Annotated in this window: 16 protein-coding genes and 2 tRNA genes; 2 read left to right on the plus strand and 16 right to left on the minus strand. The window is 54.8% G+C overall.

The window, feature by feature from the left end:
* Positions 1-138: 138 nt before the first annotated feature.
* From HMPREF0201_RS16830 to trpS, 12 genes are all read right to left on the minus strand, one after another.
* Positions 139-215 (minus strand) — tRNA-Arg (locus tag HMPREF0201_RS16830).
* Between the two features lie 4 nt (positions 216-219).
* Positions 220-312, minus strand: a tRNA-Ser gene (locus HMPREF0201_RS16835).
* 299 nt (positions 313-611) lie between these two features.
* Positions 612-797: a carbon storage regulator CsrA gene (gene csrA, locus HMPREF0201_RS16840; RefSeq protein ID WP_008458257.1), complete on the minus strand. Its 186-nt coding sequence runs from the start codon at positions 795-797 to the stop codon at positions 612-614.
* A gap of 246 nt (positions 798-1,043) precedes the next feature.
* Complete coding sequence (gene alaS, locus HMPREF0201_RS16845) at positions 1,044-3,671, minus strand: alanine--tRNA ligase (RefSeq protein ID WP_039898728.1); 2,628 nt, start codon at positions 3,669-3,671, stop codon at positions 1,044-1,046.
* Between the two features lie 139 nt (positions 3,672-3,810).
* Entirely contained in the window at positions 3,811-4,326 is a 516-nt protein-coding gene (locus HMPREF0201_RS16850; protein ID WP_016537973.1) for a regulatory protein RecX, read from the minus strand.
* Positions 4,327-4,392: 66 nt separating this feature from the next.
* Entirely contained in the window at positions 4,393-5,457 is a 1,065-nt protein-coding gene (gene recA / locus HMPREF0201_RS16855; protein ID WP_039898731.1) for a recombinase RecA, read from the minus strand.
* 85 nt (positions 5,458-5,542) lie between these two features.
* Positions 5,543-6,052 carry a nicotinamide-nucleotide amidase gene (gene pncC, locus HMPREF0201_RS16860; protein WP_016537975.1) on the minus strand — a complete coding sequence of 170 codons (510 nt, stop codon included), beginning with the start codon at positions 6,050-6,052 and terminating at the stop codon, positions 5,543-5,545.
* Between the two features lie 132 nt (positions 6,053-6,184).
* Positions 6,185-7,063 (minus strand): metal ABC transporter substrate-binding protein, encoded by an 879-nt coding sequence (locus HMPREF0201_RS16865; RefSeq protein ID WP_016537976.1) that lies wholly within the window; start codon positions 7,061-7,063, stop codon positions 6,185-6,187.
* Positions 7,060-7,944, minus strand: a complete 885-nt coding sequence (locus tag HMPREF0201_RS16870; RefSeq protein ID WP_016537977.1) for a metal ABC transporter permease — start codon at positions 7,942-7,944, stop codon at positions 7,060-7,062. Before HMPREF0201_RS16870 ends, HMPREF0201_RS16865 begins: the two co-directional genes overlap by 4 nt.
* Positions 7,941-8,636 carry a metal ABC transporter ATP-binding protein gene (locus HMPREF0201_RS16875; RefSeq protein ID WP_016537978.1) on the minus strand — a complete coding sequence of 232 codons (696 nt, stop codon included), beginning with the start codon at positions 8,634-8,636 and terminating at the stop codon, positions 7,941-7,943. Before HMPREF0201_RS16875 ends, HMPREF0201_RS16870 begins: the two co-directional genes overlap by 4 nt.
* Before the next feature lie 279 nt (positions 8,637-8,915).
* Positions 8,916-9,992: a lytic murein transglycosylase B gene (gene mltB / locus HMPREF0201_RS16880; RefSeq protein ID WP_016537980.1), complete on the minus strand. Its 1,077-nt coding sequence runs from the start codon at positions 9,990-9,992 to the stop codon at positions 8,916-8,918.
* A 95-nt stretch (positions 9,993-10,087) separates the two neighbouring features.
* Positions 10,088-11,107 (minus strand): tryptophan--tRNA ligase, encoded by a 1,020-nt coding sequence (trpS, locus tag HMPREF0201_RS16885; protein ID WP_016537981.1) that lies wholly within the window; start codon positions 11,105-11,107, stop codon positions 10,088-10,090.
* 283 nt (positions 11,108-11,390) lie between these two features.
* On the opposite strand from trpS, the gene HMPREF0201_RS16890 reads away from it, so the two are divergent.
* Positions 11,391-12,062, plus strand: coding sequence for an HAD family hydrolase (locus tag HMPREF0201_RS16890; protein ID WP_016537982.1), 672 nt, complete (start codon positions 11,391-11,393; stop codon positions 12,060-12,062).
* A gap of 44 nt (positions 12,063-12,106) precedes the next feature.
* Here the strand turns inward: HMPREF0201_RS16890 and HMPREF0201_RS16895 are convergent, their stop codons facing one another.
* Positions 12,107-13,147 carry a TerC/Alx family metal homeostasis membrane protein gene (locus HMPREF0201_RS16895; RefSeq protein WP_016537983.1) on the minus strand — a complete coding sequence of 347 codons (1,041 nt, stop codon included), beginning with the start codon at positions 13,145-13,147 and terminating at the stop codon, positions 12,107-12,109.
* A 137-nt stretch (positions 13,148-13,284) separates the two neighbouring features.
* The gene (locus HMPREF0201_RS16900) at positions 13,285-14,001 is read right to left on the minus strand and encodes a Type III secretion system effector HopBA1 (protein ID WP_115586335.1); all 717 of its coding nucleotides are present in this window, start codon (positions 13,999-14,001) and stop codon (positions 13,285-13,287) included.
* Positions 14,002-14,272: 271 nt separating this feature from the next.
* Here HMPREF0201_RS16900 and mutS point away from each other — a divergent pair, with 271 nt between their 5' ends.
* Positions 14,273-16,834 (plus strand): DNA mismatch repair protein MutS, encoded by a 2,562-nt coding sequence (gene mutS, locus HMPREF0201_RS16905; RefSeq protein ID WP_016537986.1) that lies wholly within the window; start codon positions 14,273-14,275, stop codon positions 16,832-16,834.
* A 93-nt stretch (positions 16,835-16,927) separates the two neighbouring features.
* Here the strand turns inward: mutS and rpoS are convergent, their stop codons facing one another.
* Together rpoS and nlpD are read right to left on the minus strand one after the other, a co-directional pair.
* On the minus strand, positions 16,928-17,920 hold the full coding sequence (rpoS, locus tag HMPREF0201_RS16910) for an RNA polymerase sigma factor RpoS (protein ID WP_016537987.1): 993 nt from the start codon (positions 17,918-17,920) through the stop codon (positions 16,928-16,930).
* A 57-nt stretch (positions 17,921-17,977) separates the two neighbouring features.
* Positions 17,978-19,105 (minus strand): murein hydrolase activator NlpD, encoded by a 1,128-nt coding sequence (nlpD, locus tag HMPREF0201_RS16915; RefSeq protein ID WP_039898735.1) that lies wholly within the window; start codon positions 19,103-19,105, stop codon positions 17,978-17,980.
* Between the last annotated feature and the right edge of the window lie 110 nt (positions 19,106-19,215).

Genomic DNA, 19,215 nt, shown 5'->3' on the forward strand with positions numbered 1-19,215 from the left:
AAGATGGTGCATTCGGGAGGATTACTCGCCGAAGGCTTGCCCTTAAGGGCCGCTGCTGAAGCAGCGTTATCCGCCCTGGTGCTGGCTGAGAAATTAACTTTCTCTGTCACACCGTCATTGCTAGTGACGCGGGGGAAATGGTGCATCCGGGAGGATTCGAACCTCCGACCGCTCGGTTCGTAGCCGAGTACTCTATCCAGCTGAGCTACGGATGCAAAATGGCGGTGAGGCGGGGATTCGAACCCCGGATGCAGCTTTTGACCGCATACTCCCTTAGCAGGGGAGCGCCTTCAGCCTCTCGGCCACCTCACCACACACGCCTCTTGCGAGTGCTTCAAGTTACTCGTTAGAGCTTCTCGCCGCTGCGTGGCGCACATATTACTTTCTGGGACTTATAAGTCAAACAATTTTTCCCGACTCGCTATCGATTGCACAAATCACATTCGATTCGCGTAATTTGGAGACAAAAAGAGTGTTTTATCAACAGGCAAACGGCAGCAAACACACAGAATCATCGTGCGGTTCGCGGCAATAAAGGGAGTCATTGGCGTTCGGAAGGAAAAGCGGGAGAAAAGCTGCGCCTCGCTGTGGTTAAGCGAGACGCGATGTCTTTAGAAATTCGTTTGTTGGGATTTTTCAGCCTGGATACGCTGGTAGATCTCTTCGCGGTGCACAGAGACTTCTTTAGGGGCGTTAACACCAATACGGACCTGGTTGCCTTTGACCCCAAGTACAGTCACGGTCACCTCATCCCCAATCATAAGGGTCTCACCAACTCGACGAGTCAGAATTAACATTCTTTGCTCCTTGAAAGATTAAAAGAGTCGGGTCTCTCTGTATCCCGGCATTATCCATCATATAACGCGAAAACGTAAGCGATGACAAATACATAAAATGTACGCCGTCACAGCATTACACTCTGTTATATCTAAGTTTAGCCGATCAACTCAACTTCAACCTGACTTTATCATTATTGATAGTGTGTAAATGTGAGTACGCCATAACCGATATCGGTTATGGCGCCATGACACTTTTAGTTATTTTCAGAGTTTTGCCGTCACCCAGGCTTCAACGCCGGCCAGCGCGCCCGGCAGAGCCGCCGCGTCTGTGCCACCGGCCTGAGCCATGTCGGGACGACCTCCCCCTTTGCCGCCAACCTGCTGCGCAACCATCCCCACAAGCTCCCCGGCCTTAACGCGGTCGGTAACATCTTTGGAGACACCAGCAATCAGAGACACTTTCCCTTCTGCCACAGTAGCCAGAACAATCACGGCTGAGCCGAGCTGGTTTTTCAGGTCATCGACCATGGTACGCAACATCTTAGGTTCAACGTTGCTCAGCTCGCTTACCAGTAATTTAACGCCTTTTACTTCAACCGCTTTGCTGGAGAGGTTTGCACTCTCCTGCGAAGCCTGCTGTTCTTTCAGCTGTTGCAGCTCTTTCTCCAGTTGGCGGGTGCGCTCCAGGACCGAACGCACTTTCTCGTTCAGGTTTTGGCTGTCGCCCTTCAACAGTTGAGCAATATCATGCAGCTGGTCGCTCTGCGCATGGAGATTAGCCAGTGCGCCTTCGCCGGTTACCGCTTCAATACGGCGAACGCCTGCCGCAGTGCCAGACTCAGCAACGATGCGGAACAGGCCGATATCACCGGTACGAGAAGCATGGGTGCCGCCGCACAGTTCGGTAGAGAAATCGCCCATGCTCAACACACGAACATGGTCGTCATATTTCTCGCCAAACAGCGCCATAGCGCCTTTTGCTTTCGCCGCTTCGAGATCCATTACGTTGGTTTCGATAGGCAGGTTACGGCGAATCTGTGCGTTGACGATATCTTCAACGGCGCGAATTTCAGCGGGCTTCATTCCCTCAAAGTGAGAGAAGTCGAAGCGCAGGCCTTTGTCGTTAACCAGTGAGCCTTTCTGAGCAACATGAGTGCCCAGAACTTCACGCAGCGCGGCGTGCAGCAGGTGCGTTGCGGAGTGATTCAGGCGGATACGGGCACGGCGGGCTTCGTCAACTTTAGCCTCTACGCTGTCGCCCACTTTCAGCACGCCGGAAACCAGCTTGCCGAGGTGACCAATCGCCTGGCCGTATTTTTGAGTATCCTCAACCGCGAAGTCGACGCCGGAACCTTTTACAGTGCCTTTATCGCCAACCTGGCCGCCGGACTCGCCGTAGAACGGCGTTTCGTTCAGTACGACAACGGCTTCCTGACCGGCGGTGATTTGCTCAACGGATTTACCGTCAACGAACAGCGCGGTGACTTTGGCGTTAAGATCGAGGCTATCGTAGCCTTTAAATTCAGAAGCAGAGTCTACGCGGATCATGCTGTTGTAGTCCGCGCCAAAGCCGCTGGACTCGCGCGCGCGGCGGCGCTGCTCTTCCATAGCGACTTCAAAACCAGCTTCGTCAACTTTGATATTGCGCTCGCGGCAAACGTCAGCGGTTAAGTCCACCGGGAAACCATAGGTGTCGTACAGGCGGAAGGCAGTTTCGCCGTCCAGCGTGTCGCCCTTCAGTTTTGCCAGTTCGTCATCCAGCAGCGCAAGACCACGCTCGAGGGTACGGGCGAACTGCTCTTCTTCGGTTTTCAGAACCTGCTCAACCAGCGCCTGCTGTTTTGCCAGCTCTTCACCCGCAGAACCCATGACCTGAATCAGAGGGCCAACCAGCTTATAGAAGAAGGTATCTTTCGCGCCCAGCATGTTGCCATGGCGAATTGCGCGACGAATGATACGGCGCAATACGTAGCCACGGTTTTCGTTAGACGGCGTAACGCCGTCGGCAATCAGAAACGCGCAGGAGCGGATGTGGTCGGCGATAACGCGCAGAGACTTGTTCGACAAATCGGTCGCACCGGTCACTTTTGCTACGGACTCGATAAGCGTTTTGAACAGGTCAATGTCGTAGTTGGAGTTAACGTGCTGCAACACGGCGGCAATACGCTCCAGCCCCATCCCGGTATCTACGGATGGTTTTGGCAGCGGCAGCATAGTGCCGTCAACCTGACGGTTGAACTGCATGAATACGATGTTCCAGATCTCAATATAGCGGTCGCCGTCTTCTTCAGGGCTTCCCGGAGGGCCGCCCCAGATGTGATCGCCATGGTCGAAGAAAATCTCGGTACACGGACCACAAGGGCCGGTGTCACCCATCTGCCAGAAGTTGTCTGATGCGTACGCTGCACCTTTATTATCGCCAATGCGAATAATGCGCTCGCGCGGGACGCCAACTTCTTTTTCCCAGATTTCATAGGCTTCGTCATCGGTTTCGTAGACGGTCACCCACAGGCGATCTTTCGGCAGATTAAACCAGTTTTCCCCGGTCAGTAATTCCCAGGCAAAATTAATCGCATCGTGTTTGAAGTAGTCGCCGAAGCTGAAGTTGCCCAGCATTTCGAAGAAAGTATGGTGACGCGCGGTGTAACCGACGTTTTCCAGATCGTTATGCTTACCACCGGCGCGAACACAACGCTGAGACGTAGTGGCGCGGGAATAATTACGCTTGTCGAGACCCAGGAAAACATCCTTGAACTGGTTCATCCCGGCGTTGGTAAACAGCAAAGTCGGATCGTTATTCGGAACCAGGGAGCTGCTCGCTACAACCTGGTGGCCTTTACTTTGGAAAAAATCGAGAAACGCCTGACGGATCTCAGCGGTGCTCTTGCTCATAATTATCCTGAAATCAAGCTAACGAAGAGTTGTAAAGCTGCCATGACAGCCGTAATGCAGGCCGTTCAGTGCAGCTTACCTGGAAAAAAGTGGGAATAAGATAAGTTTTCTGGCGAGGGAAGTAAAATCCAGTGTTGCCCTAATCAGCAAAATTTCGCCAGATCTCCTGAATGTCTTCCATAAAGAAGCCACGATAGAGCAGAAAACGCTGTACTTTAGCTCTGGCCTGCCACTCCGTTGGCAGCGGAGAGCCAAACTTACGTTCGGCTATATCGCGCGCCAGCGGCAGCCAGTCAATTTCACACGCCATCATCGCCGCTTCGCCCGTTGCTCTGTCGATCCCCTTTTGCTTCAGCTCCTGGCGGATACGCTGAGGTCCGTAACCTTTACGGCCACGGCTGGCAATAAACCGTGACGCAAACTGCGCATCGTCCAGCCAGCGGTGCTCATAGCACCAGGCAATGACCTTCTCGATATCTTCCTGCGAAACTTCAGGCTCGTCCTCACGGGCGAACTTTGCCGCAAAAGCCGAAGGCGTGGTGAGTTTGCGGCGCAGTTCATGCTCGCTATGATCGCGCATGGCAAGTATGCGGGTGGCCTTATCGAGAAGGCGGGCGAAAGGGCTGCGGCGAGGAGAGGAAGTATTATCAGGCATAGGGCAACATGGCAGAGATTAGCGTCAGAAAGCATAAAGGGCTGCGGTAGCAGCCCTTTGTGTTATTTAGAAGTCTTCGTTGGTTTCGACCGCGTTTGCGTCATGGTCATCCACCGTGAAGTCCGGCGTTCCGTCCTGATTATTCAGCAACGTTTCGCGCAGTTTCTTCTCAATTTCTTCCGCCATCGGCTTGTTCTCTTTCAGGAAGTTGCTGGCATTTGCCTTACCCTGACCGATTTTTTCGCCGTTATAGCTGTACCATGCACCTGCTTTTTCAATCAGCTTGTGCTTCACGCCAAGATCAACCAGCTCGCCGTAGAAGTTAATGCCTTCGCCGTAGAGGATCTGGAATTCAGCCTGTTTAAACGGTGCGGCGATTTTGTTTTTCACCACTTTAACGCGGGTTTCGCTGCCGATGACATTATCGCCATCTTTCACCGCGCCGATGCGACGGATATCAAGACGCACAGAGGCGTAGAATTTCAGCGCGTTACCGCCGGTCGTGGTTTCCGGGTTACCGAACATCACGCCAATTTTCATACGAATCTGGTTGATGAAGATAAGCAGCGTATTGGACTGCTTCAGGTTACCCGCCAGCTTACGCATTGCCTGGCTCATCATACGTGCCGCGAGGCCCATGTGAGAGTCACCAATTTCACCTTCGATTTCCGCTTTTGGCGTCAGCGCCGCAACGGAGTCAACGATAATAACGTCAACCGCACCGGAGCGGGCCAGCGCGTCACAGATTTCCAGAGCCTGTTCGCCGGTATCCGGCTGGGAGCAGAGCAGGTTGTCGATATCAACGCCCAGCTTTTTGGCATACACCGGGTCCAGAGCGTGCTCTGCGTCGATAAACGCACAGGTTTTCCCGCTGCGCTGTGCGGCGGCAATAACCTGCAGAGTCAGGGTCGTTTTACCTGAGGATTCCGGCCCGTAGATTTCTACGATACGGCCCATTGGCAGGCCGCCCGCGCCCAGAGCAATGTCCAGAGAAAGGGAGCCGGTAGAGATCGTTTCTACGTCCATAGAACGGTCTTCACCCAGACGCATGATGGAGCCTTTACCAAATTGTTTTTCAATTTGGCCAAGTGCTGCCGCTAACGCCTTCTGTTTGTTTTCGTCGATAGCCATTTCTACTCCTGTCATGCAGAGTGATGCGATAAGTCGCAACGCCGCGTTCTCAATTCTGTTTTGTTGAGGCAATTATACTGTATGGTCATACAGTATCAAGTTTATTTTTTAGAAAATCGTCCCACAGGATCTGCAAGGCGAATTCCGTTGCCTGCCGACGCACCGCTTCGCGGTCGCCGTCAAAGCGCTGCACCTTCGCTATGGTTGCTCCCTGCCTGCTGGCAAAGCCAAACCACACGGTGCCCACCGGTTTTTCTTCACTGCCGCCGTCCGGCCCGGCAATACCGCTGACGGAAACGGCATAATCAGCCTGCGCTGCCGCGAGCACGCCCTGCGCCATCTCGCGAACCACTCCTTCACTGACGGCTCCATAAGCTTCCAGCGTCTGGGGGCTTACGCCTATCAGCTGCTGTTTAGCTTCATTGCTATAGGTGACAAAACCGCGTTCAAACCAGGCCGAACTGCCCGGCACGTCGGTAATCACTTTAGCTATCCAACCGCCGGTGCAGGATTCTGCGGTGGTGAGCGTAGCGCCAAGCTGCCCGAGAGCTTTCCCTACCTGTTTACTTAGCTCAAACAATGCGCTGTCTGTCATGCTGGCTCCGATTGTAGACACATCATCAGACAACACGATAGCACTTTACGGGCTTTGCGGGGGATTACATCAGGATACGCGAGAGGGATTCCATAAATGAAACGGCCAGCAGGCGCTGGCCGAAAAACGCGGTTACTTCATGCTGTTGGCAAGCGTGTCAACGTTGTGCTTAAACGCCTTTTCGTAACTGCTTGCCGGGCCATTCGGGCCGGAAAGCGCTTCCGGGTAAAGCTCGCCGCCGGGTTTAGCCCCCGTGGCGCTGGCAATTTGTTTGACCAGGCGCGGGTCGGTCTGATTTTCAATGAAGTAGGTAGAAATATGTTCTTCTTTCAGTTGCTTAATCAAAGAAGCGACGTCGCTGGCGCTCGCCTGAGCCTCGGTTGAGAAGCCAACAGGCGCAAGGAAGCTGACGCCATAAGCCTGCCCGAAGTAACCAAATGCATCATGGCTGGTCAGCACTTTACGGTGAGATTGTGGAATACCGGCAAAGCGTTTTTTCGCCCAGCTATCCAGCTCTTTGAGACGCCCGGCATAACTGTCGCCGCTTTTGCGCAAAGCAGCAGCATCTTCCGGGTCAGCGGCAATCAATGCAGCCGCGATGTTTTCAGCGTAAACCGCGCCGTTTGCCGCGCTGTTCCAGGCGTGCGGATCGGTAATTGATTTACCGTCCTCTTCCATGCTGCGGGTATTGATTCCCTCAGAAGCAACGATAACTTTGCCTTTATAGCCGGATGCCGTCACCAGGCGGTCCATCCACCCTTCCATTCCCAGCCCGCTAACGATAACGACATCGGCGTTCCGCAGCGCCACGCTGTCTTTTGGTGAAGGCTCGAAGCTGTGCGGGTCGCCGTCCGGCCCTACCAGACTGGTGACTTTTACATGCTCACCGCCAACCTGTTTTGCCATATCCGCCAGCACGGTGAAACTTGCCACCACATTCAGCGTTTTTGCCGCAGCCATCTGGCTGGAAAGCGCCATAGCCAGCGCGATACCAATCCCTAAACGTTTCATTTAACCCCCTTTATGATTGCCAATTTCCTACGCAGCAGGCTCCCTGCAAGCACGCTGCGCGGTCCGAAAAGTATTGAGATAAAGAATGCGACGCTGGCGGTAAGCACGATCGCCGGGCCTGCCGGCAGCGAGGCATAAAATGACCACACCAGCCCCAGCCAGGCGCAGAGCAAACCGCACACCACAGCCAGACCAATCGATCCCGGCAGCGTCTTCGCCCAGCAGCGAGCCGCGATGGCGGGCAGCATCATCAGGCCGACGGACATTAAAGTGCCGAGGATTTGGAATCCCGCCACCAGATTGAGCACCAGTAGCGCAAGAAAAGTGCCGTGGATAAGCGAAGGCAGCCGCCTGTTATTGACCTGCAAAAAGCTGCGGTCGAACGACTCCAGCACCAGCCCACGATAAAGAAACGCGAGCGCGACCAGCGTAACGCTGGCTATCAGGCCGACAAACTTCGTCGCCTCTCCATCCACCGCCAGTATCGAGCCAAACAGCAGATGCAGCAGGTCGACGCTGGAGCCGCGTAGCGAGATAAGCGTGACGCCAAGCGCCAGCGAGCCAAGATAAAAGCCCGCGAAGCTGGCATCTTCTTTAAGCGGCGTACGCGAGCTGACCCAGCCGGAAAGCAAGGCAACCAGCACCCCGGCAACAAAGCCGCCGACGCCCATCGCCACTAAAGACATGCCCGCAACCAGGTAGCCAACCGCGACGCCGGGCAAAATGGCGTGTGAGAGCGCATCGCCCACCAGGCTCATACGGCGCAACAGCAAGAATATGCCCAGCGGAACGGTGCTAAGAGAGAGCGACAGGCAGGCAACCAGCGCGCGTCGCATAAAGCCATAGGCGACGAACGGTTCAATAAAAATGTGATAAATCATGCGGTCTGCACCAGGCGCGGGCGAATGGAAGCGTACTGAGCCAGCGCCTCAGCGGCGTTGCCCCATTGATAACCGTCTGCGGTAAGCAGCAGTACGTCAGGGAAATGGCGGCGCACCAGCTCATTGTCGTGCAGCACGCAGATAAGCGTTTGCCCGTCGTGATGCATCTGGCACATCAGCTCCATCAGGAATTCGCTGGTCTGGGCATCCACGCCGGTAAAGGGTTCATCCAGCAGGATCAGAGGGGCATCCTGCATCAACAGGCGAGCGAACAGCATGCGCTGAAACTGACCGCCGGAAAGCACTTCAATAGGGCGCTGATAAAGTTCGCTTAACCCAACGCGCTCAATAGCCTCCATCACGCGTTCTCGATGCCTGCGGTTCAGCCCGGAAAAGAGGCCACGGCCGGGCCAGCTGCCCATACACACCACATCGTAAACCGTGACGGGAAACTGCCTGTCCATTTCCCCCAGTTGAGGTAACCAGGCGATACGCGGCCGAAAGCCGTCCTGAAACTTAACGCTACCGGAGACGGGCGGCAGCAGTCCGGCCAGCGTTTTCAGCAGCGTGGACTTGCCGCAGCCGTTGGCGCCGATCACCGCGGTCATGCTGCCGCGCTGAAAAGTGCCGTTAACAGAGGAGACCACCACGTTGCCATGGTAGCCCAGCTCAAGGTCTTTCAATTCGATCATGGCAGGATAATCGCCCAGTGAATGGCGCCCCACAGGCCGAGGATCAGCAGCGCTACCAGCGCTAAGCGCAATACTCCGGAGAGACTCAATAATGAAGAGGGAGCAACAGCAGACATACCAACACCCAAAAATGATTTGTTATAACATAACATAAATCAGTGCAAGCAGGATGTAAATTGCCAATGCTGAACTCGGGGTAAACAAAGCTTCAACCGGGAGAAAGAAAACGCGAAGGGAAGAGATAAAAAGGCCCGCCTGGGAAGAGGCGAGCCGGAGTGATTATTTGACTCGAGCCAGCGCCACGGACTGCCCCAGTTGCCAAACCGCCATGGCGTAATGGGTGCTGTGGTTATAGCGGGTAATTGCGTAGAAATTTGGCAGGCCGTACCAATACTGGTAGCGATCGCCCATATCCAGACGCAGCAGGCTAACTTCCTGATGATTCCCCAGCGAGCCTTGCGGGCTTAAGCCGGACTGCGCAAGCGCAGAGACGGAATATTTAGTATTAAAGCCGTTTGCCAGCCCCGGCACCTGCCCGTTAGCCGGAACGGCGACCATATCGCCCTTTTCCCAACCGTGCGCTTTGAAGTAGTTGGCCACGCTACCGATGGCGTCTTCAGGATCCCACAGGTTAACGTGTCCGTCGCCGTTGAAGTCCACCGCATACTCTTTAAACGAGGAAGGCATAAACTGGCCGTAGCCCATTGCTCCGGCGAAGGAGCCTTTAAGCGCCAGCGGATCGTCGCCTTCGTTACGCGCCATCAGCAGGAAGGTTTCCAGCTCACCGGCAAAATACTGAGCGCGACGCGGGTAGGCAAAGGCCAACGTAGCAAGAGCATCAACAATGCGGGTTTTACCCATTACGCGGCCCCAGCGGGTCTCAACGCCGATAATGCCAACAATGATTTCAGGAGGCACGCCGTAAACTTGATAAGCGCGGTTCAGCGCTGACTCGTACTGGTTCCAGAACTTCACGCCGTTTTGCACGTTATCCGGGGTGATAAATTTAGCCCGATAGCGCAGCCAGGCACCATTTGGGCCAGCCGGAGGCGCGGTGGTCGGCGCCTGCTGATCCATCAGACGCAGCACATAGTCCAGCCGCTTAGCCTGGGACAGCACCTCGTGCAGCTGACGCCTGTCGAACCCGTGCTTATTCACCATTTTCTCGATGAATTTCTCCGCTTCCGGGTTGTTGGCAAAGTCGCCGGTTTGCATAAACACGTCATGCTGCGGCTGCAACAGGAAACCGCCTGACGGAGTGCCGCTAGTTTGCTGCTGCGTGCTCTCTTTTGGTTTGCTGCTACAGGCCGAAAGTAGAACCAGGATCGGAAGAAGTGCTGCGGCTGAATAACGCATCTGATGGGCTGTCCCTGTGAATGTTCGCGAAAGTTTCGCAATAATGGTAATCCATAATTGCCCATCTGAGTAAGTCTCTATTCACCCTTCCGCCGTTAAAACAGCACCGGGAGGCCAAGCGCGCGCTTCACTTCATCTGCCGTTTGCTGGGTAACCGCCCGCGCCTTTTCGCTCCCGGCTTTAAGGATTTCGCTAAGGTAGGCTTTATCTTCGATAAAACGGAGCCGTTTTTCACGGATGGGAGCCAGCAAAGCTTGCAGACAAATTTCTAGCTCATTTTTACACTGTCGGTCGCCCAGGCCGCCGCGCTGGTAGTGCTCCTTCATGGCCGCCACTTTATCTTTGTCTTCGTGGAAAGCATCCAGATAAGTGAATACCACGTTGCCGTCAATTTTGCCGGGATCGCTGACCCGAAGGTGTTCCGGGTCGGTGAACATCGCGCTTACGGCCTGGTGGATCTGCTCCTCGCTGGCGGAAAGCGTTAGCGTATTACCCAACGACTTCGACATTTTGGCATTGCCGTCAACGCCCGGCAGGCGGCTTACCTGGCCGAGCAGTGCTTTACAGCTGTGCAGAATAGGTTCGCCAGCGAGGCTATTCATCTTGTGCACAATTTCATTGGTCTGTTCAATCATCGGTAGCTGATCGTCACCAACCGGCACCAGGCCCGCTTTGAATGCGGTGATATCCGCTGCCTGGCTTATCGGGTATACCAGAAAACCGGCGGGCAAAGAGCGGGCGAATCCCTTTTGAGCAATTTCGCTTTTTACCGTCGGGTTGCGCTCCACGCGGGCCACGGTAACGATGTTCATATACAGCATGGTGAGTTCGGCAAGCGCGGGCAAAGAAGATTGCAGGCAGATAGTCGTTTTTGCAGGATCGATGCCTACAGCCAGATAATCCGCCATCACTTCAAAAATATTCCCGGCAACTTTTTCCGGCCTGCTGCCGTTATCGGTTAGCCCCTGAAGGTCAGCCACCAGGATGTATTGCTGGTGTTCATGCTGAAGCTGAACGCGCTGGCGCAGCGAGCCGACGTAATGCCCTAAGTGCAGCTGGCCTGTTGGGCGGTCGCCGGTAAGAATGGTTTGCTGTGCTGAGTTTGAAAAGGTCATGGATGCCTCCTGAGGCTGATAAATCTTGCCGGAGGGCGAACCTGTAAAACGAAATAGCCGCCTTCCGGCGGCTATTAGAAAGATGTAAACGAAATCTTGCCGCCTCTAAAGAGACAGCCACCAACGCTTAATGCTAATCATCAGGGGGGTGTATTTTTCGTTCATTGCTCTACCCTATCACATCTCACCGCGATTTCCGTAGCGGGATTTAAAAGTTTATAATTTACCCATCGTTCGCAAGATCCCCTCGCGACGTACAGATAAAAGGGAAATTTGGGAATTTATGGTTGTTATGAATGATCCTTCGCCGGGCGTACTGTCGGTCTTTGATTTTGACGGCACTTTGACCCATAGCGACAGCTTCGTCCCGTTCCTGCGGTTTGCCTTTGGCCGTAAAACCTTTGCGCGCAAGATGATGCGTATGGTGCTGCCGACGCTGAAGTGCCTGCGCCGGAAGCTCACCCGGGATGAATTAAAAGAGGTGCTAATCAGTACCTTTTTAACCGGCGTAAATGAGCAGTGGGTCAAAGATAAAGCCGAAGCTTTCTGCGCGAAAAACTTTGAAAGAATGATGCGCCCGCGCGGGCTAATGGCGGTAGCCTCCGAGCTGCGTTCCGGCGCGGAAGTGACGCTGTGCTCTGCTTCCCCGGCTATAGTTTTGCGCCCTTTCTCAGACCGGCTTGGCGTTAAGCTTATCGGTACTCAGCTTGAAGTAGTTGACGGCGTCTTAACTGGCCGAATTAACGGCCACAACTGCCGCTGCGACCAAAAAATTCAGCGCCTTGAACAGGTCTATGGCCCGCTGAATCAGCTTCATCTGCGGGCCTGGGGTGATTCACGCGGCGACTATGAATTACTTACCGCGGCAAGAGATTACCACTGGAGGCATTTCCACCGCTCCTGGTCCCGCCGCAGCTCGCCTATCGAGAGATTACGCCTGGACCGCCATAGCTAGGTGATAATCCGGGATGCCTTCGCCCGAAGGCATCCTTAGCGGGATTAATGTTTACTGCCGCTGGACTCCACTTTTGCGGGGAACATCACGCTCAGCACAATTCCAACCGCCAGCACGCCCAGCACTACATACAGGCTTGCGGCGGCAGAAATGCTGTAACCGTGGTGCCAGATATGGTCGCTGGCGTTAAGGCCTAGTTTGGCCGCAATAAAGAACAGCAGCACTATTACCGCCTTTTCCAGATGCACCAGATACTGTTTTAGCGCTTCGAGTACGAAGTAGAGAGTACGAAGGCCGAGGATGGCAAACATCATCGCACTATAGACAATCAGCGGCTCGCGGCTGACGGCAATAATCGCCGGCACGGAGTCAAAGGCAAACATAACGTCCGACAGCTCAACTACCGCCACGCACAGCATCAGCGGCGTTGCGTACAGAGCCGCTTTCTTCACCCGCCCAACGGTTATCGCGTGGTTTTCCGGCTTCTCAAGCTCCCGATCCACTTCCTTCTGGTTCAGCAGAAATGCGCGCCCGGCAAGCTTTGGCCAGATAGGGAAAAAGCGTTTTACCATGCGGTAGGCCAGATGCTGAGAATAGTCTTCAACTTCTTCATCGTCGCCATCCCCTTTCAGCATCATGACCGCCGTCCAGGCCACCACCAGGGCAAACACAATTTCGACATAAGGACCGAGCGCCAGCAGGCCGGTGCCAATCGCGACAAAAATGCCCCTGAAGACAATCGCACCAATCACGCCCCAGTAAAGCACGCGATGCCGGTAGCGGTCCGGAATGCCGAACCAGGCAAAAATCGCCATCATCACGAACAGGTTATCGACCGACAACACCTTCTCAAGCGCGTAGCCGGTAATAAACAGGCTGGCCACTTCTGCCCCGTGATGAACATAAAGAAATGCGGCAAATAGCATGGCTATCGCCACCCAGAATACCGACCACGATGCGGCGCTTTTCAGCGAAATCGGTTTATCTTTGCGATGCATGAAGAGGTCAATGAAAATGGCACCGACCGACAGCGCAAGAAATACCGCCACCGTTTCGGTCGGGAACCCAATATGTGTAGAAGCCATGTTTTATCCTTCAGGAATGACTGGAGCGGCCCCAGCACATCTGAGAACCGCTCCGCTCCATTCAGGATAAGTCCTTCGGGAAAAAATGGTATATTTTTTCTGGCATTGGCGAATAAAGCAGCGCCTGGCTCACCTGTTTATTTCTGATAATTAATCACCAGATGGCTGTTGTCGTCTTTATCGTTCAGCGCACAGCCGGTAGCCTTATCGGCCGCGTTAAACGAAATCACCGGGCCGGGACGCATATCTTTTGGGCCCTGCTCGCGGCTGTGGTGGAAGTGCCCGCCGCCGCCCCAGACCAGCGTTTTGCGGGCGCCAATCGCGCGTTCTTCTTTTTCCGCAGCGGCATTCCACGCAATATTCAGCGCCAGCCGCTTGTTCATATATTTGATGGCTTCCATCGGCGTTTTAGGTGCCGCACCGGGGATATGGCGATCGATACCGGCTACGGCAATCCCAGCCTTATGCGCCTCATAAAGCGCACCAGCGACTTTATCCACCCAGGCTTCTCCATGTTTCGACCAGGCATTCATAATGAAGTTTTTAATCGCCTCTTTGCCACCGGCGAGCGCCTCGCGGAACAGCGCATTTTCGCTGTATTTCACAAACTCAACGGCAAGTAAATCCACCCCGGCCTTTTTCAACTCGGGGATAGCCTGCCCGACAAAATCGGGAATGAAGTGCTGGCCGTGTACGTCACCAAGATAGGCAAGTTTATTATCACGAAACAGGTTTGCCAGCGCCTGAACGGGGTCGCTCTTCGGCGGCTTGATGACGATATCGGGATGGATTCTTGCGCTCCCGCTTACCGCTACGGGCTGAACGCGGTTTGCCTGACCCACTGCAGAAAACATACTCATCTCCACTATTACGATGTTTTCTGATTAGTGGAGAGCCAAAAATTCAGTTCCTGCGGGAGCGGCAAAAAATATGTTTCTAAACGCAACGCCGTTGGCTGCATGAACCGATGCTGTCGCCTGCTGTTTTCCTGCCCCGGATAGTCCGTTATCATGGGCTATCTGCGGAGCCATTACCCGCTGCGGTTACCCGGTATTAGTGAGAGATAATGAGAACCAGAACCGTCACTAACAACTTAAAATTCAACGAAATGGATATCATCACCCGATGAGCACAAGCGAAACCTTCGACGCCCACACTCCTATGATGCAGCAGTACCTGCGTCTCAAATCCGAGCATCGTGACATTCTGCTGTTCTACCGCATGGGTGACTTTTACGAGCTGTTTTATGACGACGCCAAACGTGCGTCGCAGCTGCTGGATATCTCCCTGACCAAGCGCGGCGCATCGGCCGGGGAACCTATCCCGATGGCGGGCGTTCCGCATCATGCCGTCGAAAACTATCTGGCAAAATTGGTGAACCTCGGCGAATCGGTAGCTATTTGCGAGCAAGTTGGCGACCCGGCGACCAGCAAAGGTCCGGTCGAACGTAAAGTGGTGCGTATTGTCACCCCCGGCACCATCAGCGATGAAGCCCTGCTTCAGGAGCGCCAGGATAACCTGCTGGCGGCCATCTGGCAGGACAGCAAAGGCTTCGGCTATGCCACGCTGGACATCAGCTCCGGCCGCTTCCGCCTGACCGAGCCGGAAGACCGCGAAACCATGGCCGCTGAATTACAGCGCACCAATCCTGCGGAACTGCTTTATGCGGAAGATTTTGCCGAGATGAGCCTGATTGAGGGCCGCCGCGGCCTGCGTCGTCGTCCGCTCTGGGAGTTCGAAATTGAAACCGCGCGCCAGCAGATGAACCTGCAATTCGGCACCCGCGACCTGACCGGTTTCGGCGTCGAAAACGCCCATCATGCGCTTTGCGCCGCCGGCTGCCTGCTGCAATATGTTAAAGATACTCAGCGCACTTCCCTGCCGCACATTCGCTCCGTCACCATGGACAGGCAGCAGGACAGCATCATTATGGATGCCGCCACGCGCCGCAATCTGGAGATAACCCAGAACCTGTCCGGAGGCATCGAAAACACGCTGGCGTCGGTGCTGGACTGTACCGTAACGCCGATGGGCAGCCGGATGCTAAAACGCTGGCTGCATATGCCGGTGCGCAACGTTGACGTACTGACCAAGCGCCAGCAAACCATTGCCGCCCTCCAGGAACGTACCGCCGAGGTTCAGCCGACGCTGCGCCAGGTGGGCGATCTGGAACGTATTCTGGCTCGTCTTGCCCTGCGCACCGCGCGCCCGCGTGACCTGGCTCGTATGCGCTACGCTTTCCAGCAGCTTCCGTCTCTGAGAGAAATGCTCGCCGACGTCGACACCGATTATGTGCAGACGCTGCGCGAGCAAATGGGTGAGTTCACCGAACTACGCGAGCTGCTTGAGCGAGCCGTTATCGAGGCTCCGCCTGTTCTGGTGCGTGACGGCGGCGTTATCGCCCCCGGCTACAATGAAGAGCTGGACGAGTGGCGAGCTTTAGCCGACGGCGCGACGGACTACCTCGACCGCCTGGAGATCCGCGAACGCGAGCGTCTGGGTCTCGATACTTTGAAAGTCGGGTTTAACGCCGTCCACGGCTACTACATTCAGGTCAGCCGCGGCCAAAGCCACCTGGTGCCGATCAACTACGTTCGCCGCCAGACGCTAAAAAACGCCGAGCGCTATATCATCCCCGAGCTGAAAGAGTATGAAGACAAAGTTCTGACCTCTAAAGGCAAGGCGCTGGCGCTGGAGAAGCAGCTTTACGACCAGCTGTTCGATTTGCTGCTGCCGCACCTGGAAGCCCTGCAAAAAAGCGCAACCGCGCTGGCGGAGCTGGACGTGCTGGTGAACCTTTCCGAGCGCGCTTACACCCTGAACTACACCTGCCCGACGCTGACCGACAAGCCGGGTATCAAACTGGTTGGCGGCCGCCATCCGGTGGTGGAACAGGTGCTTAGCGAACCCTTTATCGCCAACCCGCTGAGCCTTTCGCCGCAGCGCAGAATGCTGATTATCACCGGCCCGAATATGGGCGGTAAAAGTACCTATATGCGCCAGACAGCTCTGATAGCCCTGCTGGCATACATCGGTAGCTTTGTCCCGGCACAGCAGGCGGAAATCGGCCCGATTGACCGCATCTTCACCCGTGTGGGCGCGGCGGATGACCTGGCTTCCGGCCGCTCCACCTTTATGGTCGAAATGACCGAAACTGCCAATATTCTGCATAACGCCACCGAGCACAGCCTGGTGCTGATGGACGAGATTGGCCGCGGGACATCGACCTATGACGGCCTGTCGCTGGCCTGGGCCTGCGCCGAAAGCCTGGCGAACCGCATCAAAGCGCTGACGTTGTTTGCCACGCACTACTTCGAGCTGACCACTCTGCCGGAGAAAATGGAAGGCGTGGCGAACGTGCATCTTGATGCCGTTGAGCATGGCGATACTATTGCCTTTATGCACAGCGTTCAGGACGGTGCTGCAAGCAAAAGCTACGGCCTTGCCGTTGCCGCGCTGGCCGGTGTACCGAAGGATGTTATTAAGCGTGCGCGCCAGAAGCTGCGTGAACTGGAAAGTATTTCAGGTAATGCCGCAGCAAGCCAGGTAGACGGCACCCAAATGTCGCTGCTGACGGTACCGGAGGAGACATCGCCTGCGGTGGAGGCTCTTGAAAATCTGGACCCGGACTCGCTTTCTCCGCGCCAGGCGCTGGAGTGGATTTATCGGCTGAAAAATCTGGTGTAGATATTTTTCCCCTCAGTCCAAAAACGAGAGGGGAAAAGTGCAGACATAAAAAAAGCGGTGATTTTCATCACCGCTTTTTATTTGAACTGTCGATTATTCGCGGAACAGCGCTTCGAGGTTCAGCCCCTGAGTCTGCAGGATCTCACGCAGACGGCGCAGGCCTTCAACCTGAATCTGACGAACACGTTCACGAGTCAGGCCAATTTCACGACCCACATCTTCCAGTGTTGCAGCTTCATAACCCAGCAGACCGAAACGACGAGCCAGCACTTCACGCTGCTTAGCGTTCAGTTCAAACAGCCACTTCACGATGCTCTGTTTCATATCATCGTCTTGCGTGGTGTCTTCCGGACCGTTGTCTTTCTCATCCGCCAGAATTATCCAGCAGCGCTTTCCAGAGTCACCGCCCAGAGGGGTGTCTACCGAGGTAATACGCTCGTTGAGGCGCAGCATACGGCTAACGTCATCAACCGGTTTATCCAGCTGCTCGGCAATCTCTTCTGCACTTGGCTCATGATCGAGCTTGTGTGAGAGTTCGCGAGCGGTACGCAGATAAACGTTCAGTTCTTTCACAATGTGAATCGGCAGGCGGATCGTACGGGTTTGGTTCATGATTGCCCGTTCGATGGTCTGACGAATCCACCATGTCGCATAAGTTGAGAAACGGAATCCACGTTCCGGATCGAACTTCTCAACCGCACGGATAAGCCCCAGATTGCCCTCTTCAATCAGGTCCAGCAAGGCCAGACCACGATTGCTGTAACGACGAGCAATTTTCACCACCAGACGCAGGTTGCTTTCAATCATGCGGCGGCGGGAGGCAACATCACCGCGCAGTGCGCGGCGTGCAAAATAAACTTCTTCTTCGGCTGTTAATAATGGAGAGTAACCGATCTCTCCAAGATAAAGCTGAGTCGCATCAAGTACACGCTGGGTAGCGCCCTGTGACAACAGCTCCTCTTCGGCAATGTCGTTATCACTGGGTTCCTCTTCTACAAGGGCTTTTTCGTCAAAAGCCTCAACTCCGTTCTCATCATATTCCGCGTCTTCGTTTAACTCGTTAACTTTCAGCGTATTCTGACTCATAAGGTGGCTCCTACCCGTGATCCCTGGGCAATACACTCCGTAGAGTATGTTGCCGGTTTATCGCTGCGGTAAATAACGCAGCGGGTTTACGGATTTCCCCTTGTAACGAATTTCAAAATGCAAACGTGTAGAACTGGTTCCGGTGCTACCCATGGTAGCTATTTTTTGCCCCGCCTTAACTTCTTCTTGTTCCCGGACCAGCATTGTATCGTTATGGGCGTAGGCACTCAGGTAATCATCGTTATGTTTTATGATGATTAGATTACCGTAACCGCGCAGCGCGTTACCGGCATACACCACGCGCCCTGAAGCGGTCGCAATGATAGCCTGTCCTTTACTGCCCGCTATATCGATGCCCTTGTTGCCTCCTTCGGTGGCAGCAAAGTTTTCGATAATTTTGCCCTCTGTCGGCCAGCGCCAGGTAGAGATAGGCGAGCTGTTAGAGGTACTGCTAGCGGTGGGTTCGGTAGAGCTAACCACGGGTGCCGTTACCGGTGCTGTGACAACTGTCGCAGCTGGCTTATTGCCTGGTAACATTTTGGTATCACTCTGTTCACCTGAATCTTCAGAATACGTAATTGTTGGTTTAGAAGCAACCACCGTGGTTGAGTTTTGTGCAGATGGCGTCGTCACGCCCTGGGCGCGCGCATCGGCCGCGGTAACCGCATTACCGCCGGTGATTGGCGTGCCGGAAGCATTGCCAACTTGCAGGGTTTGCCCGACCTCCAGTCCGTACGGTGCCGCTACGTTGTTGCGCTGCGCCAGATCGCGGAAGTCGTTGCCCGTAATCCACGCAATATAGAACAGCGTATCGCCGCGCTTAACGGTATAGGTGCTGCCGCCGGCATAGCTGCCTTTCGGAATGTTCCCATACTGGCGATTGTACACAATGCGGCCATTTTCCGTGTGCACAGGCTCAGAAACGACGGCCTGGCGCTGGGGCTGATGAACGGGCTGTATTTGCGGAGCCTGCTGGATCTGAGGGGCCTGAACCGGAGCCGACATTGTTGGTGGCTTAGTCACCAGCAGGCTGCCGCTCGAAGAGCCGGATGCATTGCCGTTGCCGCCGACGGAACTGATCGGTGCCTGGGTGTTATTATTGCCTGAACAGCCAGCCAGCCAAAGACCGGCGAACGTTAGCATCGCCGCCCGGCGTAAAGTGAAAGTTGGGCTTCCCGCGCTCATTTATCCCCCAAATGATAACAACCAGATATTCATGAAAACACTATAGAAAGCAGCGCCTAACCGCGCCTGCTTTTGCCGAGTCCGGCTACGTTACGCCGAATTCCTGCCAA

Source organism: Cedecea davisae DSM 4568, from assembly GCF_000412335.2.
In the GTDB taxonomy this organism is placed as follows: Bacteria; Pseudomonadota; Gammaproteobacteria; order Enterobacterales; family Enterobacteriaceae; genus Cedecea; species Cedecea davisae.

Coding starts and splice junctions, on each gene's coding strand:
- nlpD (WP_039898735.1), bottom strand. CDS start 19,105: ATGAGCGCGGGAAGCCCAACTTTCACTTTACGCCGGGCGGCGATGCTA.
- alaS (WP_039898728.1), bottom strand. CDS start 3,671: ATGAGCAAGAGCACCGCTGAGATCCGTCAGGCGTTTCTCGATTTTTTC.
- trpS (WP_016537981.1), bottom strand. CDS start 11,107: ATGACCTTTTCAAACTCAGCACAGCAAACCATTCTTACCGGCGACCGC.
- HMPREF0201_RS16865 (WP_016537976.1), bottom strand. CDS start 7,063: ATGAAACGTTTAGGGATTGGTATCGCGCTGGCTATGGCGCTTTCCAGC.
- recA (WP_039898731.1), bottom strand. CDS start 5,457: ATGGCTATCGACGAAAACAAACAGAAGGCGTTAGCGGCAGCACTTGGC.
- mutS (WP_016537986.1), top strand. CDS start 14,273: ATGAGCACAAGCGAAACCTTCGACGCCCACACTCCTATGATGCAGCAG.
- rpoS (WP_016537987.1), bottom strand. CDS start 17,920: ATGAGTCAGAATACGCTGAAAGTTAACGAGTTAAACGAAGACGCGGAA.
- HMPREF0201_RS16895 (WP_016537983.1), bottom strand. CDS start 13,147: ATGGCTTCTACACATATTGGGTTCCCGACCGAAACGGTGGCGGTATTT.
- HMPREF0201_RS16870 (WP_016537977.1), bottom strand. CDS start 7,944: ATGATTTATCACATTTTTATTGAACCGTTCGTCGCCTATGGCTTTATG.
- csrA (WP_008458257.1), bottom strand. CDS start 797: ATGTTAATTCTGACTCGTCGAGTTGGTGAGACCCTTATGATTGGGGAT.
- mltB (WP_016537980.1), bottom strand. CDS start 9,992: ATGCGTTATTCAGCCGCAGCACTTCTTCCGATCCTGGTTCTACTTTCG.
- HMPREF0201_RS16850 (WP_016537973.1), bottom strand. CDS start 4,326: ATGCCTGATAATACTTCCTCTCCTCGCCGCAGCCCTTTCGCCCGCCTT.
- HMPREF0201_RS16875 (WP_016537978.1), bottom strand. CDS start 8,636: ATGATCGAATTGAAAGACCTTGAGCTGGGCTACCATGGCAACGTGGTG.
- pncC (WP_016537975.1), bottom strand. CDS start 6,052: ATGACAGACAGCGCATTGTTTGAGCTAAGTAAACAGGTAGGGAAAGCT.
- HMPREF0201_RS16900 (WP_115586335.1), bottom strand. CDS start 14,001: ATGTTTTCTGCAGTGGGTCAGGCAAACCGCGTTCAGCCCGTAGCGGTA.
- HMPREF0201_RS16890 (WP_016537982.1), top strand. CDS start 11,391: ATGGTTGTTATGAATGATCCTTCGCCGGGCGTACTGTCGGTCTTTGAT.